The sequence below is a fragment of the Sphingobium chungbukense genome (assembly GCF_001005725.1).
Classification (GTDB): domain Bacteria; phylum Pseudomonadota; class Alphaproteobacteria; order Sphingomonadales; family Sphingomonadaceae; genus Sphingobium; species Sphingobium chungbukense.
Window position 1 is genome coordinate 50,001 of record NZ_LBIC01000005.1, and the last position, 16,555, is coordinate 66,555.

Here is a 16,555-nt window from a genome sequence, read left to right on the forward strand (position 1 = left end):
TCCGCGAAATCTATTGAGGTAGAGCGTCGGATGATTGCCGTTGGGGGTAGAGCACTGGATGGTTGCGGGGGTCGCGAGATCTACCAATACTAACCAAACTCCGAATACCAACGAGTCTAGTCCGGCAGACAGACGGCGGGTGCTAAGGTCCGTCGTCAAAAGGGAAACAGCCCTAACCTACAGCTAAGGTCCCCAAGTCACGTCTAAGTGGGAAAGCATGTGGGATTTCCAAAACAACCAGGAGGTTGGCTTAGAAGCAGCCATCCTTTAAAGAAAGCGTAACAGCTCACTGGTCTAAATAAGAGATCCTGCGGCGAAGATGTAACGGGGCTCAAGACGTGCACCGAAGCTTAGGGTGTGATCGTTTACGATCACGCGGTAGCGGAGCGTTCCGTAGGCCGTTGAAGCGATCTGGTAATGGGTCGTGGAGGTATCGGAAGTGCGAATGCAGACATGAGTAGCGATTAACAGTGTGAGATGCACTGTCGCCGAAATTCCAAGGGTTCCTGCTTAAAGCTAATCTGAGCAGGGTAAGCCGGCCCCTAAGACGAGCCCGAAGGGGGTAGTCGATGGGAACCACGTTAATATTCGTGGGCCTGGAGGTGTGTGACGGATGGCGTAAATTGTTCGGCCTTATTGGATTGGTCCGGGCAGTGAAGTTGTCCCAGGAAATAGCCCCTCCGTATAGACCGTACCCTAAACCGACACAGGTGGAATGGTAGAGTATACCAAGGCGTTTGAGAGAAGTATCCTGAAGGAACTCGGCAAATTGCCTCCGTACCTTCGGAAGAAGGAGGCCCCACATTAAGGCAACTTTTTGTGGGGGGCACAGGCCAGGGGGTAGCGACTGTTTAGCAAAAACACAGGGCTCTGCTAAGTCGGCTTCAAGACGACGTATAGGGCCTGACGCCTGCCCGGTGCCTGAAGGTTAAGAGGAGGAGTGCAAGCTCTGAATTGAAGCCCAGGTAAACGGCGGCCGTAACTATAACGGTCCTAAGGTAGCGAAATTCCTTGTCGGGTAAGTTCCGACCTGCACGAATGGCGTAACGACTTCCCCACTGTCTCCAGGATATGCTCAGCGAAATTGAATTCTCCGTGAAGATGCGGAGTACCCGCGGTTAGACGGAAAGACCCCGTGCACCTTTACTGCAGCTTCAGAGTGGCATTAGGAAAGAACTGTGTAGCATAGGTGGGAGGCTTTGAAGCGATGACGCCAGTTGTCGTGGAGCCATAGGTGAAATACCACCCTGTTGTTTTCTGATGTCTAACCTCGCACCGTTATCCGGTGCAGGGACCCTCTGTGGCGGGTAGTTTGACTGGGGCGGTCGCCTCCTAAAGAGTAACGGAGGCGCGCGATGGTGGGCTCAGGACGGTTGGAAACCGTCTGTTAGAGTGCAATGGCATAAGCCCGCCTGACTGCGAGACTGACAAGTCGAGCAGAGACGAAAGTCGGTCATAGTGATCCGGTGGTCCCTCGTGGAAGGGCCATCGCTCAACGGATAAAAGGTACGCCGGGGATAACAGGCTGATGATTCCCAAGAGCTCATATCGACGGAATCGTTTGGCACCTCGATGTCGGCTCATCACATCCTGGGGCTGGAGCAGGTCCCAAGGGTTTGGCTGTTCGCCAATTAAAGTGGTACGTGAGCTGGGTTCAGAACGTCGCGAGACAGTTTGGTCCCTATCTGCCGTGGGCGTCGAAATTTGAGAGGAGTTGACCCTAGTACGAGAGGACCGGGTTGAACATACCTCTGGTGTACCTGTCGTCGTGCCAACGGCGCAGCAGGGTAGCTATGTATGGACGGGATAACCGCTGAAAGCATCTAAGCGGGAAGCCTCCCTCAAGATAAGATTTCTTCGAGCGGTCGTAGACCACGACCTTGATAGGCCGGATGTAGAAGTGTGGTAACATATGGAGCTAACCGGTCCTAATTGCTCTGATCGCGCCTGAGAGTCCCACCATCAATGACAACACTGGACACAAACCAGCGTCAGCCATTGAATGTGGTGATCAACCTCATGCCAGATATATCTACCGTAAAATGCACGGCACCGATTAAAACCCAAAGCGCAAGCTCTATTGCTTGGTGACCATAGCGTCTGTGACCCACCCGATCCCATCCCGAACTCGGCCGTGAAACCAGTCTGCGCCGATGGTACTGTGGCTCAAGCCCCGGAAGAGTAGGGCGTCGCCAGGCATTACAGCTCGCGCTTTGATAAAAACCCATTCACTTTGTTTGTTGGCCTCAGGCGCCGGCGGTCCCATCCGGGACCTTGGCTACCACGCCATAAGGCGTGACGGCCGTTCGGCCTTGCGGAGGCTGAAGCCTCCGTTATCCCTGAGCCAACATCTATGGTGTCGCGGGATGGAGCAGCCCGGTAGCTCGTCAGGCTCATAACCTGAAGGTCGTAGGTTCAAATCCTACTCCCGCAACCAAACTTTGGTCCAGATGGACCAACAACGTCCCAAATGGATGTCATAAAATCCGCTTCTTTCATGCGGTTACCTCATGCAATATGGTCTCATATCGGATCATAACCGCCCAGGGTGGTTTGCATGGGATTTGTTGGTAAATGTGTTGGTTCGAAAGGCAGGATTTTAAGTCCTGCGCACGGTTTTCAGGAGTCCTGATCCGTGCTGACCGGCACCCTTATCCAGTCGATTCTTCCCTCCGATCGTCCCATCAAAAAAGCCGATGGCGGAGGCCTCAATATCTGCGTCTTGCCCAATGGGCGACGTGAATGGCGACTCTCCTGTTGAGTTGTTTTGGAGGTCGACGAGCCGGATGCGCTGGGATCCGACCTTGGCCAACCGCCCCTTCATCCGGCCGCGCCGGACCCAGCGTAAACGGTTTGTCGGTGCGCTCAGATTTGATCGGCATATTCCTGAAGAGTCATTTGGCTCTTGTGCCGCCGGGGGATATTATTCGACCAGATAGGACATGTCGTGCCAAGCCCACGCCGCTGGAGCAGGCGATGGATCATGCGGCCAGCGGCATAGCTGGAGCCAATGCCGACCGTGCGCCAGCGGCGCATATCGCGTAACAACAATCTCCTCTTCCCGGGCCGATTCAATGGCGGCTTTGGGGCCGAAGGCTGGGACGTTGCCGAGAGTCCGGTTCGCGGAATCGATCTGGAAATTACGACGGTCCTAACTTTAGGTTGAAAGGGCCGATCATAGCACGCTCGCTGCGACGCCCAAAGGTGTATGCCGATCCCGAATTATCGCTTGCAAACGCTGAATTAGTCCGGACAAATACTCAAGGTCGGAGGGGTTGGGATACTGGCGACAGCCCGCTGCGATCAGGTGAGGGCGAGAACAGGAAATGGAAATCAGGCAGTTGCGCCATTTTCTGGCGCTCATGGAGACGGCAAGCTACTGGCGCGCGGCCGAGCAGTGCAATTTGACTCCCCAGGCGCTGAGCAAAAGTATCCGGCGCTTTGAGGAAAGCTTGGGCGTCCGCCTGTTCGATCGGGACAGCAGATCGGTCAAGCCGACGCTCTTTGCCGATCGCATCGCGCCGTGGGCCGCCAATATCGACGCGGAAGCGCGAAGCCTTCGCCGGGAACTCGATCAATTGCTCGGCACGGGCACGAACCAGCTTGCGATAGGGGCGGGGGCTGCGGCCGCGATGGAAATCGCCGCAGCCGCCATTCTCGCCGTGCGCGAGCATAATCCCAAACTTTCGGTCACCGTCATGGAAGGCACGATCGAATCCCTGATACCGCAGCTTTGCAGCGGCAAACTCGATGTCGTGGTCGGCATTCTGACGACCGATACAATCGAGCCGATTGTCGGCCATCAGATCTTGAAGGTGGAGCGCTATCATGTGTTCGGGCGCGCGGATCATCCGCTTGCCGGTCGCGCTGCGGTTCCCTTGTCCGAGCTTGCGGCTTATCCTTGGATCACCGGCGCGGACGATGACAGGGCCATGGACGAGGTTCGTGAAAGCTTCGACAGGCATGGTCTCAATCTGCCCGCCGCGCAGTTCAGGACCGATTCCGTGACGTTCGCGGTAAGCCTCGTCCAGCAATCCGATGCCTTGTTCCTTTTGCCACTCGAGATGGTTCGCCGGGACGTGGAAGCCGGAAAGCTTGCTGTCCTCGATGTTGATGCCGAGCCCTGGACACGCCCCACTGCAGTTTTCTATCGCAAGAACAGCACGCGTTCGCCGGATTCGGTCCGCTTCCTGCAGAAAGTGCGCGCGCTGGTTGAGGCGCGCGGGCTCGCCCCTACGCCGGAGGCAACCGCCGGTTGCCTATAAAGACAAACAGTTGATGGCATTCAACACTTCACCCGCCGCAACATCATCCCCTGGCCGAAGCATTCGAAAACCGGGCCGGCCGGCGCTAAACAATGCGAAAGGGTGGAAACATGGGGGCCAAATTTCGTAGTTTGACTTTGCTCAGCCTGTCTGCGGGGTCCGCGCTTGCAGCCTATGCGCCTGCATGTGCCCAGACTCTGGACAGCCAGAATTCCACGCTGGGCGACATCGTCGTCACCGCGCAGCGGCGCGAGGAGAAGCTTCAGGAAGTGCCGATCGCGGTAACGGCTTTCGATGCGGCGAGCATCGATCGCAACCAGATCGCCACTGTGCAGAATATCGCCAGCCAAGTACCCAATCTCTGGATGGAGAGCAACACCGGCCTGCAAAACGGCGCCCGGGCGGCGCTGCGCGGTATCGGCGAGGATGAGAGCTTCTTCACGGCGGATGCGCCGGTCGGCATCTATGTCGATGACATCTATATTCCGCGCCAGAACGGCGCTTTGTTCGACCTGTACGATATCGAGCGCATCGAGGTTCTGCGTGGCCCGCAGGGCACGCTTTACGGCCGCAACACCTCCGCGGGTGCGATCAAGCTCGTCAGCCGCAAGCCGGACGCCGATACGCGGGCGATGCTCGAAGTGACCGGTGGCAATTATGACCGGATCGACGTGAAGGCCAGCCTTTCGGGTGAGATCGCATCCGGGCTGAGCGGCCAGGTCGCGTTTCTTTCGCGCAATCGCGACGGTGTCGATCTCAACCTCGTCAACAACAAGCGCGTGAATGATCAGGATGTCCTTGCGGGTCGCGCAAGCCTGAGATGGCAACCGTCGGATTCAACCGACATCCTTCTCTCCTATGATCAGCTGCGCGATCGCTCGACGCCTGGCTATGCAGTCGGCGTATCGCTGCAGCCGCCAAATGACCTCGGCCCGTGGGACAAGAAGGATCAGTATGACGGGGATACCAATGTCCATACGTTGCGTTCCGACCTCACCGATCCTATCAGCAAGCTCGATCAGCGCGGTGTTTCGCTGACGGCGAGTTTCGATCTCGGTGGTGCGACGCTCAAATCGATCAGCGCATGGCGTGAGATGACTTATGAAATCTCGCTTGACGCCGATGGTCAGGACACTTGCTTCGGGGCGAACCTCCCCTGCCTTCATCTCTATCAGGATCAGAAGCAGGATCAGCTGAGCCAGGAGCTTCAACTGAGCGGCCGTACGCTCGGCAGCATGCTCGATTATGTGGTCGGCGGCTACTGGTTCAAGGAAAAGAACAGTCAGATCACCGAAAACGCCATCTTCGTGCCGCTCGGCCAGAACCCGTACAGCGACGTTTCGCTCGATGCCCACAGTATTGCCCTCTACGGATCGGGAAGCTGGCATTTCAGCGATCGGCTGACCGTCACCACGGGCCTGCGCTGGACGCGCGACACGAAGGATTTCGATGCGGCGGTGTTCAGTGCCTCGGGCATCCAGCAGCAGGTCTGCGTCGCGCCGACTGGTCGCACCGTCTATTCCTCGGGCGCTTGCACGGTCGCATCGCCCGCGGGCGCGATCACCGCACCGCTGGAGCGGCAGATCAAGAAGAGCTGGTCGTCCTTCACCCCGCGCATTGCGGTCGATTATACGCTTGCTCCCGGGGTGATGCTCTACGGCTCGGTCTCGAAGGGCTTCAAATCGGGCGGCTTCGACGGGCGTGAATCCAGCTCGCAACTCTACGCGCTGGAAGCGATCGCGCCGGAGAAGGTGCTGGCCTACGAGGCCGGCGTAAAGGCCGATTGGTTCGACCGCCGCCTGCGTACCAACCTCGCCTTGTTCACCAATAAGATCGATGATCTTCAGGGCACGGGTACGAACCAGCAGACTGGTGCGCTGACCCGCTTCTCGGTCGGTGACGTTCGGACGAAGGGCGCCGAACTTGAGGTGACGGCGGTTCCCGCACCCGGCGTTGAGCTGTTCGGCTCGCTCGGCCTGCTCGACACCAAATATACCAAGATCAACTTCGATCAGGTCGCGGATTGCGGCCCCGTCGGCACCGGAACCAAGAGCCTGAAGCAGAAGTTCGCGCCGAAATTCTCCAGCAATGTCGGCATAAACTACAATATCCGCTCGGTTTTAGGCGGCGCCGTGACAATGGGCGGCAACTGGACACACAAGAGCAGCTTCTATCATAGCTCCTGTAACGCGATTGCCGCGATGGAGAATGGCTACGATATGGTCGATGCCCAGATAGCCTGGGAGACCGACGATACCCGTTGGCGCCTGGCATTCGCAGTGAAGAACCTGACCAACGAATCCTATGCGACCGGTAACTTTTTCATCCCGTCGCTCGGGTTCAACGCGATGTACTTCAACGCGCCGCGCACATGGACGCTTTCCGCGCGCTATTCTTTCAACTGACGCAAGGAATGAGAAGACAAGGCCCATTCACGACATCCGAGAGGGAGAAACCATAAGATGACTTCATCAGATGCAGCGCAGGGGCGGCGGTACTATTCCGGTATTGTCGAATCTATCAGCGACACCGTCGGGCTTCGCGGGGTCGAGCGATTTTCCGTCAGCGTTGCACCGGATGGCAGCAGGACCCTCCACGCAACCTGCGAGATTTTCGACCGCTCGGTTTCGAAGGACGTGGTCTACTCGGTCGACAAGGATTTCAATCCGATCGATTCCTATGTCCGGCTGATCAAGAATGGATCGCTGCTCGGAACCGGCTGGTTTCGGTTCGATGGCTCGGACGGCGAGGTGCAGGCATGGAATCGCGATCTCGGGCGGGTCGAGCAGCGGATCACGCTCGATGCGCCGATCGAAACCTTCGGTCCGCACCCCTTATCCTGCGATTGCTGGCATCTGGCCGCCTACGATCATCAGAGCGGCGAAAAGATGCAGCCGATGGGGCGCAGCTTCCTCAGCTCGCTGGAGCATGATGGCTGCTCCGGCCCGATGCTGCATCCGATTGCATTTGGTATTGAATATGTCGGCCGAACGACCATCACGGTCCGGGCCGGTACGTTCGAGGTCGATCATTATCTCTTCCGGCTGGAAGGCTCGCTGCCCGTGGAGCATCCCACCGAAGAGTTGTGGGTCATGCCCGACGATTTCATCATCGTGAAGATCCGCGTCGGTGGCTATCTGGCCACCACGTATGAACTTGTCGAGTTTAATCAATGAGGAAGTGGCGATGACGGTCCAGACCGCGCTGATCATCATTCATCTGCTGCTTTTCGCCTATTGGCTGGGCGCGGACTGGGGCGTGTTCGTGACCTCGCGCTATGTCGCGAACCCGGAACTGTCGCTGGATGAGCGCCGCCGCTTCCTGATGGCGGCATTCGGCATCGATCTGATGCCGCGCATCGCCTTTACGCTACTTCTGCCGGTTGGCCTTCAGCTTGCGTCCTTTTACGGAACTGCCTGGTTGCAGGATGGCCCCTTCATGATCGCAGTCTGGATTGGGTCGGTTGCGTGGCTTGCCCTGAACATTCAGGGCTATCGCCTGACGGGCACAGCGAAAGGTGATCTGCTCCGGATCATCGATACGCGCATCCGCTACGTCCTCGCGCCTGCGCTGATCGGCGCAGGTGGACTGTCGCTTTTGACGGGCAATCCCGTCCCGCAGACGTTCATTGCCCTCAAGCTGATCGTGTTCGGAGCGATGGTGATAGTGGGCCTCGTACTACGCCATATCATGCGTGCCTGGGCGATCGGCTTCCGGCGTCTCGCCGCCGAAGGCCGCAGTCCTGAGGTGGACGCCCTGTTCGCAGACTCATTGGCCAAGGCCAAGATCATCGCGCCGTTCATGTGGGGGCTCTCCGGGGTCATGGTTGTGCTCGGTGTCGCCCGTTTCGGCTGAGACCGCACGGCGCGGTCAGCTTTCCTGGGCGCTTGCCGATTTCGCGCGCGAGCCCTTCTTCTCTTTCGTGCTGTCGCTCGCGTTCCCGCCCTTCTTCGTGGGCACCCTGGCGGCGGACCCGATCCAGGGTACGACGTTATGGGGTTACAGTCTTTCGGCGACGAGCTTCGCGCTGATTCTGCTCGCTCCGCTAGCCGGCGCGCTCGCTGACGCGACCGGCACCCGCCGCCCTTGGATCATCGCGATGCTGATAATCGTGCTGGCCGCCGTCGCCAGCCTCTGGTTTGCGACCGCGCGACCGGGATTTATCGTCTGGACCCTGCTCTCCGTCGCGGTCGCGCAACTCGCGATCGAGCTTTCGCGCATCTACACCGACAGTCTGATCCCCTCGGTCGCTCGCCCGGACGAGACGGGCCGCCTGAGCGCGCTTGGAGTCGGGCTCGGCTTTGCGGCCAGCATCCTTTTTCTCGGACTCGGCTATCTCGCCAGCACCTCGGGTTGCGAGGATGCCACCGTCGCGCGGGCGCTGTCGTCGGGGAGCGGCATCTGGCTCGCCCTATTCATGCTGCCGTGCCTCTTCTTCTGTCCGCAGCCTCCCACGCGTTTTCCGTCGATGCGGGTGGCGTTGCGCGAAGGCGCCGGCGAGTTTTCGCGTATCCTGCCACGGCTCATGGATCAGATGCGCCTGCGCCGCTTCCTGATCGCCCGGATGTTTTATTGGGACGGGACAATGTGCCTGTTCTCCTTCATCGCGATCGTCGCGGCGACGCAGTTGAAATGGGGCACGGCGCAGGTTTCCATCTTGGGCCTGGGCGGGCTGTTCATGGGCGCATTGTTCGGGGCGGCGGCGGGTCGGATCGAAGCCCGGCTTGGTACCTATCGGACGCTCTTCATAGCGCTGCTCGCGATGCTGCTGCTAACGATCATGATCGCGATGGTGCTGGTTCTGGAGCCGCCGCCGCCGATCGAAGCCCCGGCCGGCTTGCCGAGAGCCGTCGACCGGATATTCCTTGCCCTCGCTGTGACGGCCTGCGGTGCGCTAGCGATCATCATGGCATCGAGTCGATCGCTGCTCGTGGCGGTAGCGGACCCGGCGAAACTCGGTGAGGCGTTTGGCCTTTATGTCATGATCGGCCGCGCATCGAGTTTCGTTGCGCCGTTGCTTGTCGCGGTCTCGACATTCGTGACCCGCGAGCAGAAATTCGGCGTGTTCGGCGTCGCGACCCTGCTGCTTGTCGTCGGGCTGGTCCTGCTGGCGCGGCTCAGGAATGATGCGGTCCGAAGGGAAGCGGCTTTATGACCATCTCATGGCCCTCGGCGCGTCAGGCATGGACGATGACGGCGGTGCTGACCTTTGCTTACACCATCGCCTTTCTTCATCGTATCGGGCTCAGCCTGTTCGTCGAGCCGATCCGCGCCGATTTCCATCTTACCGATACGCAGGTGGGGTTGCTGACCGGCGCGTGCTTCGCGCTCCCCTATACGCTGTTCGCGCCGCTTTCGGGGTGGCTGGTCGATCGTTTCAACCGTTGCTCGCTGCTCGCGGGCGCGGGGTTGATCTGGAGCGCGGCGACCGGCTTCGGCATTTTCTCATACGCCATCCTGATGATCGGCCGTATCGTTACCGGCGCTGTTCAATCGATCGTCCAGCCGGGGTCCGCTTCGCTGATCGCCGACATGTTCCATCCCGACAAGCGCGCGGCGGGCTATGGCGTCTTCGCGGCAGGTACCGCGTTCGGGACGGCCGGGGCCTATTTCGCGGGCGCTCTGGCTGTCTCGCTCAGCGCGCGCTGGGCGGACGGCCTCGGCCTTCACGAATGGCAGGTGGCCATGCTGTTGTTTGGGTCACTCGGCCTCTTCATCCCGCTCGCCTTGCTTTGCGTTCGCGAACCGGTCCGGCAGGAGCTGAGCGAGGAAGCGGTCACGCGCGGAGCGGTGATTCATTTCGTGCGCGGCCGGATCTGGACCTTGGCGACGCTGTTCGGCGGTGTCGCGATCGCCTTTCTGGCGATGTACGGCCAGCTGGCTTTCATGCCTTCGCTGTTCATCCGCAAATATGGCTGGACGGCCGACGATGTCGCCGTGACCTTTGGTGGGATCGCCGCAGTGGTCGGCGCGCTGGGTTCGTTCAGCGTAGGGCCGTTGACGACCTGGCTCGCGGGGCGCGGCAATAACCACGCATCCTGGACCATATGCCTGTTCGGCACCTTCGCCTGCCTGGCGCCCGGCGCGCTTGCTCCCATAATGCCGACCGGGGCGCTCTGCATGACTATGTTCGCCATTTCCGGCGCGTTCGCGAATTTTCCCGCCGTTGCCGTTCTCGCGGTCATATCGGAAATTACGCCCAATGAGCTGCGGGGGCAGCTCACCGCGCTTTATACCGCGCTGGTGGGCCTGTGCTCGGCTGCGCTTGGGCCGTTGGTGGTGGGCCTGCTCAACGACAATCTGCCGGGTTCGTCGCCCATCGATCTGTCGTTGTCGTGGACTTTTGCGGGATGCGCCATCCTGTCGGCCGGCTTGCTGATCGCGGGAATGCCCGGCTTCCGCAGGCTGAAGCTAGGGGTGCTGGCAGGATGATCGGCGGACAATCGGTTGTTGATAAAGACCGGAAGTTGATGGCCTCGTTGCCTTCGAACTTCCGATAAGGGCGGCATTGATCGCAGCCCATGGCGTGTTCTGCCTGCGGCTTCCAGAGGGGCTTGTTTGATGACGGATGGTGTAGGCGTAGCGCGGCCGGGAGCGGATAGACTGACGGCCAAAGGCCCCGAAGTGATCCTGACCGATGCGATGGTGCTTACCATGGACGATCAGCGCCGTGCCTTCAGGAACGGGTATGTCTGGATGAAGGACGGCCGCATCCAGGCCGTTGGCCCGGCGTCGGAACTGGCGAGCATTGCGGCCGAAATCTCCCGGCGATCATGCCAGGGCCGTATCGTCATGCCCGGCCTCGTCAATTGCCATACCCATCTGGGCAACGGACTGATGCGCGGCATCTATGACGAGATGCCGCTTGAGGTCTGGTTCGCCAAGGGAATGTGGTCGGTCCTGAACGCCATGAGCGCGGGGGCGGGTGAAGCGGGCGCTTATCTTTCGGCACTCGAACTGCTCTCCACCGGCGTTACCACCACGGCCAGCGGCGAGATTTGCACCCCGCATCGAGAATCGATGGACGGCGTGATTACCGCTGTCCGGGAGGTCGGCATCCGCTCGATCATATCGCGGATCGTCATGGACAATCCCGACGAGAGTAGTGCGTCACAATCCATCCCCGCGCTTTTTCGGGAAACACCGGCGCAGGCCGCCGATGAAATCCATCGTCTACAAAAGGCCTATAATTCGGATCGGATTTCGATTGTGCCCGAGGCGCTGGGTGTCCTGCGCTGCACGCCCGAGATGGTTCAGGCGATGCACAGGCTTGCGATCGACACCAATTCGCACTTCACCATGCATGTGGCGAGCTCACAGGACGAACGGGACGAAAGCCGCCAGCGATTCGGCCATGGCAGCGTCGCGGAACTGGAGCATCTGGGAGTCCTTGGCCCGCGCACGCTGATCGCCCACGCGGTCTGGCTCGACGATTACGAAATCGATTGCGTGGCCGCCCGTCAAACGGGCATCTCGCACAATCCAGTGGCGAATGCTTATTACGCCGCCGGTGTGGCGCGTCTGGCGGACATGATGGCCAAGGGCGTGCGCGTCGGTCTCGGCGTCGATGGCGCATCGACCAACAACAGCCAGAACGTCTGGGAAACCATGAAGATGGCCATGCTGTTCCAGAAGCAGAAGCTGGAAAGCGCTAATTTCGGCGGTGCCGAAACAGCGCTTGAACTGATGACGCGCGGTGGTGCTGCGGCGCTGCACATGGAAGATGAGATCGGATCGCTTGAGGCCGGAAAAAGGGCCGACGTGATCGTTATTGATCCGCGCAGCCTGCCCCTGGCGCCTATCCAGACCGCACTGTCCAACCTGATCTATTCGAACGATCCCAACGCCGTGAGGGACGTTTACGTCGACGGGGAACTGCTTGTTTCAAACGGTGTGCATCGTTCGATCGAAACCGGCCGCGTCCTCGACAATGCCGAGCGGGAACTAGGCGGCATATTGAAGGTGACAGGACTGGATGAGTATATCGAGACACGCAGCAAATGGAGTTGGCAGTAAATCGGCGGAAACTAGGGTCAAGCTGTGCCACTTCACTGATGGCGTATCATATCCCACATTGAGTTTGCTGGATGGATGATGTTTATATTCGTTCGCATTGTTGGCCAGGTGCCACCATTCTTCCTCGGTGAACGGCGGCACTTTGCAATATAGCCGAAACCTGCGGCGCTGTTGAGGGGCTGAGAGCCCGATTCATAATTATTCGATGAGAATTCATAGCCTTGCGATGCGACAGGCAAATAGCTGGATGGAAGCTATGAACAGCCATGCGGTTGCCGATACGCCGGAGTGCTTCCCTTCATTGTCACGGCAGGCCAGGTGGGCAACATCACCGATGACACCATCCTGCGTTATCTCGATAGGTATGGCCACAAGAACGGCTTCAAGCCCCCCGCCATGATCCTACCGGCGTCAGCCGGTCAGTCATTCAGTCAGCAAATGCCGTGGATTTCGCGACTTGGCGGGCGGATTCAAACTGATGCTGCTCAACCCCTGAAAGCGGGATCATTTCATCCGTACGATCCGCGATCTCGTCCAGCCTGACAAGAATGTCGTTCGCCACATCATCGCTTTCTGCAAGGAAGAGGCCTTGAGTCATGGTGATGTTGGCCTGTTCGAAACTGCCGCCACCTGCCAGCAAGATGCGACGGTTAGGCGCGTTCTCCGCAACCAGGGCTACGACCGCAGGGCTGACGATTTCTGCCCCCAGGGTGGACAAGACTTCCTGCGAATACAGCCCGTTCGTCATCTGGGTGGCCGCGCTTGGGGCAAGGCAGTTGACCTTAATATTGCTGCGCTCCCCTTCAATCGAGAGCGTTTGCATCAGGCCGACAAGCGCCATTTTGGCCGCGCCATAATTGGCCTGCCCGAAATTGCCGTAGAGGCCCGACGAAGAGGTCGTGAAAACGATCCTGCCATAGCCGTGATCACGCATATGGTTCCAGACCGCCTTGGTGCAATTGACCGAGCCCATCAGATGGACATCCAGCACCAGCCGGAAATCGTCCAGATTCATTTTTGCGAAACTCTTGTCGCGCAGAATGCCTGCATTATTCACCAATATGTCGACTTTGCTCCAACGGGCGATGACTGCTTCAACCATCGCGGTCACCGCCGCCAGATCGGTGACGCTTGCCGCGAAAGCGATAGCTTCCCCGCCAGAGGCTTTGATTTCCTCTGCAACAGCATCCGCCTGATCGGCATTCATGTCATTGACTACAACACGGGCGCCGTGTTTCGCCAGCGCAAGCGCGTGCGTGCGGCCAGCGATGCGCCGGAGGCGGAGGAAGCCATCAATCTGTTCATCTGGCGCGCCGCACGCGAAGCCGGCGCCCTCGCTGCGTCCCTGGGCGGTCTCGACGGCTTCGTTTTCACGGCGGGCATCGGGGAGAATAACGCCGATGTCCGAAGCCGGATCTGCCGACGGCTCGAATGGCTTGGGCTGGAAATCGACGAGCTTGCCAATGCAGGCAATGGCCCCGTCATCAATCTGCCGGACAGCCGGGTGAAAATTCTGGTCGTCCCCACCGATGAGGAACGGATGATTGCCCTGCACAGCCTGAACATCGTAGGAACCAGCACATGACCCCCCGGATCGACGATACCCAGCATCTTCTTGCGCGAGTGCGTATATGAACTTCTGGATGTTCGCGGCGGTCATGGGCATTCCCATGGCCGCGTCCCATGCCGTATCATCGGTCGATTAGAGCGGATTCCGTCTGATTGAATCAGATCGGCCGCTATAAGTCTTTTATTTGCCGCGATTCCTTAACCGTCAGATGATGCCATCTGACTGGAAATCGCTCTATAACCGGCGGATGACTCGATTCAGGTTCGGGCTCGCGTTCGTGCGATGAAAGGAGGCCGACTGCTTGATCGCGCGGAATCCTGGATTTTTTCGCTCAGCTAAACGGCCGCTTTGTCAATTTACCAATGGGCTACCGGTCGGGCCTCAGTCGGCCAGTTTCGGAGTGCGTGGTCTGAATAGCGGACCAGACCGACATCGGAATATAAATTTGAGTTCTGGATGGCCACATAGGGTCGGGCATGCCCATCAGTTGAAATCGGGAACCAACCATTTTGCCGCGCCTTTGAACGGCATGGATTCACTGTCAAGTCCTCTTCCGATCCGCGGCGAGCAGCGCAAAGATCTGTCTGCCCATGCTGGCAACGGCCTTATCCGACTGCCCACAGGTGCAGGCCTGACGATCCAGTTCCGCCATAAGGATCTAAGGATGATTTCGATGAGCGAGGGGCCAGCCACAGAAAGGGCCGGTAAACCCCTTGCGTTATGTATCACGAAATGATACGTATCAGTTCATGATACAGAGCGCCAAAGGGAAGTTGGTTGAACAGGTGTTGGTGGGCAAGCCGGGCAAGGGCTTCCCGAACGACATCTTCCGGGCTGCTGTGCGGAAGTTCGCTATGCTTGAGGCGGCGATGAATCTGGAAGACTTGCGGTCGCCTCCGGGTAACAGGCTGGAAGCCCTGTCCGATGACCGTGAGGGCCAGCATTCGATCCGGATCAACGACCAATGGCGTATCTGTTTCGTCTGGACCGACAAAGGCCCGGAAGGCGTAGAGATCGTGGATTATCATTGAAGGGAGTCGTCATGACCATGTTGAAAACCCCGGTTCATCCCGGCGAAATCCTCAAGCATGAGTTCCTTGAGGAGATGGGCATTTCCGCTGGCAAGCTGGCGAAGCATATCCATGTCCCTCGCACCCGCATCGAGCGGCTGTGCGAGGAGAGGACTTCGGTCACGCCGGACACGGCCAAGCGCCTGTCCAAGGCACTTGGTACGACGCCGGAGTTCTGGCTCAACCTCCAGACGCATTATGATTTGCTGGTGGATCAGGCCGCCGACATCGAAGAAATCAAGCCGCTGCTGGCGGCTTGATTCTCCCCGTGCGGTCGCAACGCCAGCCTTTTCCTGCAAAGCATCGCGGAACCAGTCGGCGTCGTAGCCACGATCGGTGAGCAGCCATTGGGCTTTGGGAAATTCGTCCAACAGAGCGGCGGCACCGATGCCGTGCGGTGCGCCTTGAGATAGGTCGCGTCGATCATCACCGTCTTACGCTCGGAAGACTGGGGCGCAGCCAGACCTTCCATCATCCGCAGGAACACGCCCCTTATCGCCCCACCGCTTCCAGCGGTTGTACAGCGTCTTGTGCGGCCCATAGCCCTTCGGCGCGGCCCGCCAGCGCGGCCCGTTGCGATTGACGAAGATGATCCCGCTCAACACTCGCCGGTCGTGGCCGCCCTCTTTCACCATTACGTGGTCAGGGACGATACGCTGCGCCGGATGCTGCCGGGCCGGGGTAGAGCAGCGGAATTCCCGGAAGCATGACGGAAGATCGGGAAATATACTTATGGGCCCTCTCCAACGCGCCGACTATTCCCTGTCGTGTAACCACAAACGGAGCGAGACATGTCGAACACCCCGCACACCTTGGGCGAAGAGTTTCCGGGCCAGATGGACAAGATTCATGCGCTGAAGGTTTCGAACCCGGTTTTTGCGCAGTTGCTCGCCTCCTATGATGCAGTCAACGACGAGATCCATGTGGCCGAAACGAATGTTCAGCCAACATCGCAGGATCACGAAACCGAACTCCGCAAGCGCCGCTTGGCGATCAAGGACCAGATCACCCACGCGCTCTCGCAGCTGGCCTGATCTTCCGAAAAAGGGCCGGATGCCATGCGTTCGGTCCGCCGGGTGCTGCGAGCATAAGGGGACAGGTGGAGAGCCCAGCTGGGCTGTCGACTGGATTGGACAGCGGCCGACTTCGGATTTATTCAGACTTCCTGTCGTCGGGGTGAAAGAACCATGTGGAAGGCCGCCATTGCAATCAGCCTCTCGCTGGCGGGTGTCGCAACCATGACCGCGGCCGGGAATGCTGGAGATGTATCTCGAGGGCGCGAACTGGCGGAGCGGTGTTGCGCGAGTTGCCATGCCATCGGCGAAGCCGACAAAAGCCCCGACCCGCTCGCGCCGCCCTTCCGAAATCTTTATCGGCAATATCCGGTCGACGCCTTGCAGCCGGCATTCCTCAAAGGGCTTGAGGTCGGTCACCGGAATATGCCCCGTTTTGTCCTGTCGCCCCAGGAAGTGACGGACATCATCGCATTCCTCCATGACCTCAACCCATGCGGCAAGCCGTCGTCGGATGACGAAGCCATGGCGCGATGTTTCGCGCCCGTAAAGTGAAGGGAAGCGTGGATAAACGCGCCATCGGGACGGGAGCCGCATGCGCGGCACGGCCGATGAAGGCGG

At 59.2% G+C, this 16,555-nt stretch carries 13 protein-coding genes, 1 tRNA gene, 2 rRNA genes and 3 pseudogenes (1 of these 19 running past the window's edge); 17 read left to right on the top strand and 2 right to left on the bottom strand.

The genetic code is table 11. The features are described from left to right. The 12 genes and pseudogenes from YP76_RS11365 to YP76_RS29370 form a co-directional block, all read left to right on the top strand. Positions 1-1,952: ribosomal RNA gene (locus YP76_RS11365) — 23S ribosomal RNA — on the top strand; it begins 859 nt to the left of the window's first position. 131 nt (positions 1,953-2,083) lie between these two features. Next, positions 2,084-2,198, top strand: a 5S ribosomal RNA gene (gene rrf, locus YP76_RS11370). A gap of 162 nt (positions 2,199-2,360) precedes the next feature. Then, positions 2,361-2,437, top strand: a tRNA-Met gene (locus YP76_RS11375). 925 nt (positions 2,438-3,362) lie between these two features. After that, positions 3,363-3,443: pseudogene (locus YP76_RS29255) on the top strand (hypothetical protein); the annotation flags it as partial. 135 nt (positions 3,444-3,578) lie between these two features. Further along, complete coding sequence (locus YP76_RS11385) at positions 3,579-4,265, top strand: LysR substrate-binding domain-containing protein (RefSeq protein ID WP_232307518.1); 687 nt, start codon at positions 3,579-3,581, stop codon at positions 4,263-4,265. A 110-nt stretch (positions 4,266-4,375) separates the two neighbouring features. Next, positions 4,376-6,670, top strand: a complete 2,295-nt coding sequence (locus YP76_RS11390) for a TonB-dependent receptor (RefSeq protein WP_198147469.1) — start codon at positions 4,376-4,378, stop codon at positions 6,668-6,670. 57 nt (positions 6,671-6,727) lie between these two features. Then, the gene (locus YP76_RS11395; protein ID WP_046763741.1) at positions 6,728-7,441 is read left to right on the top strand and encodes a hypothetical protein; all 714 of its coding nucleotides are present in this window, start codon (positions 6,728-6,730) and stop codon (positions 7,439-7,441) included. A 10-nt stretch (positions 7,442-7,451) separates the two neighbouring features. Beyond that, on the top strand, positions 7,452-8,120 hold the full coding sequence (locus YP76_RS28255; RefSeq protein WP_046763742.1) for a hypothetical protein: 669 nt from the start codon (positions 7,452-7,454) through the stop codon (positions 8,118-8,120). After that, the gene (locus YP76_RS11405) at positions 8,101-9,420 is read left to right on the top strand and encodes an MFS transporter (RefSeq protein ID WP_046763743.1); all 1,320 of its coding nucleotides are present in this window, start codon (positions 8,101-8,103) and stop codon (positions 9,418-9,420) included. The genes YP76_RS28255 and YP76_RS11405 overlap by 20 nt, the downstream gene beginning before the upstream one ends. Next, complete coding sequence (locus tag YP76_RS11410) at positions 9,417-10,697, top strand: MFS transporter (RefSeq protein WP_046763744.1); 1,281 nt, start codon at positions 9,417-9,419, stop codon at positions 10,695-10,697. The genes YP76_RS11405 and YP76_RS11410 overlap by 4 nt, the downstream gene beginning before the upstream one ends. A 129-nt stretch (positions 10,698-10,826) precedes the next feature. After that, positions 10,827-12,281 carry an amidohydrolase family protein gene (locus YP76_RS11415; RefSeq protein ID WP_084733117.1) on the top strand — a complete coding sequence of 485 codons (1,455 nt, stop codon included), beginning with the start codon at positions 10,827-10,829 and terminating at the stop codon, positions 12,279-12,281. Positions 12,282-12,602: 321 nt separating this feature from the next. Further along, positions 12,603-12,671 (top strand): annotated as a pseudogene (locus YP76_RS29370) (IS200/IS605 family transposase); the annotation flags it as partial. Between the two features lie 37 nt (positions 12,672-12,708). Here YP76_RS29370 and YP76_RS11420 read toward each other — a convergent pair. Further along, on the bottom strand, positions 12,709-13,578 hold the full coding sequence (locus YP76_RS11420; protein WP_046764072.1) for an SDR family NAD(P)-dependent oxidoreductase: 870 nt from the start codon (positions 13,576-13,578) through the stop codon (positions 12,709-12,711). On the opposite strand from YP76_RS11420, the gene YP76_RS28680 reads away from it, so the two are divergent. From YP76_RS28680 to YP76_RS11435, 3 genes are all read left to right on the top strand, one after another. Next, positions 13,534-13,866 (top strand): hypothetical protein, encoded by a 333-nt coding sequence (locus YP76_RS28680; protein WP_232307537.1) that lies wholly within the window; start codon positions 13,534-13,536, stop codon positions 13,864-13,866. The two genes, YP76_RS11420 and YP76_RS28680, sit on opposite strands and share 45 nt — an antisense overlap. Before the next feature lie 698 nt (positions 13,867-14,564). Beyond that, positions 14,565-14,882: a type II toxin-antitoxin system RelE/ParE family toxin gene (locus YP76_RS11430; RefSeq protein ID WP_332307414.1), complete on the top strand. Its 318-nt coding sequence runs from the start codon at positions 14,565-14,567 to the stop codon at positions 14,880-14,882. An 11-nt stretch (positions 14,883-14,893) separates the two neighbouring features. After that, on the top strand, positions 14,894-15,181 hold the full coding sequence (locus YP76_RS11435) for a HigA family addiction module antitoxin (RefSeq protein ID WP_039286522.1): 288 nt from the start codon (positions 14,894-14,896) through the stop codon (positions 15,179-15,181). Here YP76_RS11435 and YP76_RS27005 read toward each other — a convergent pair. Beyond that, positions 15,167-15,535, bottom strand: a pseudogene (locus YP76_RS27005) (transposase); the annotation flags it as partial. The gene YP76_RS11435 and the pseudogene YP76_RS27005 sit on opposite strands and share 15 nt — an antisense overlap. Before the next feature lie 177 nt (positions 15,536-15,712). Here YP76_RS27005 and YP76_RS11440 point away from each other — a divergent pair. After that, positions 15,713-15,955, top strand: coding sequence for a YdcH family protein (locus YP76_RS11440; protein WP_046763747.1), 243 nt, complete (start codon positions 15,713-15,715; stop codon positions 15,953-15,955). 153 nt (positions 15,956-16,108) lie between these two features. Beyond that, positions 16,109-16,489: a c-type cytochrome gene (locus tag YP76_RS11445; RefSeq protein WP_046763748.1), complete on the top strand. Its 381-nt coding sequence runs from the start codon at positions 16,109-16,111 to the stop codon at positions 16,487-16,489. Positions 16,490-16,555: the final 66 nt, after the last annotated feature.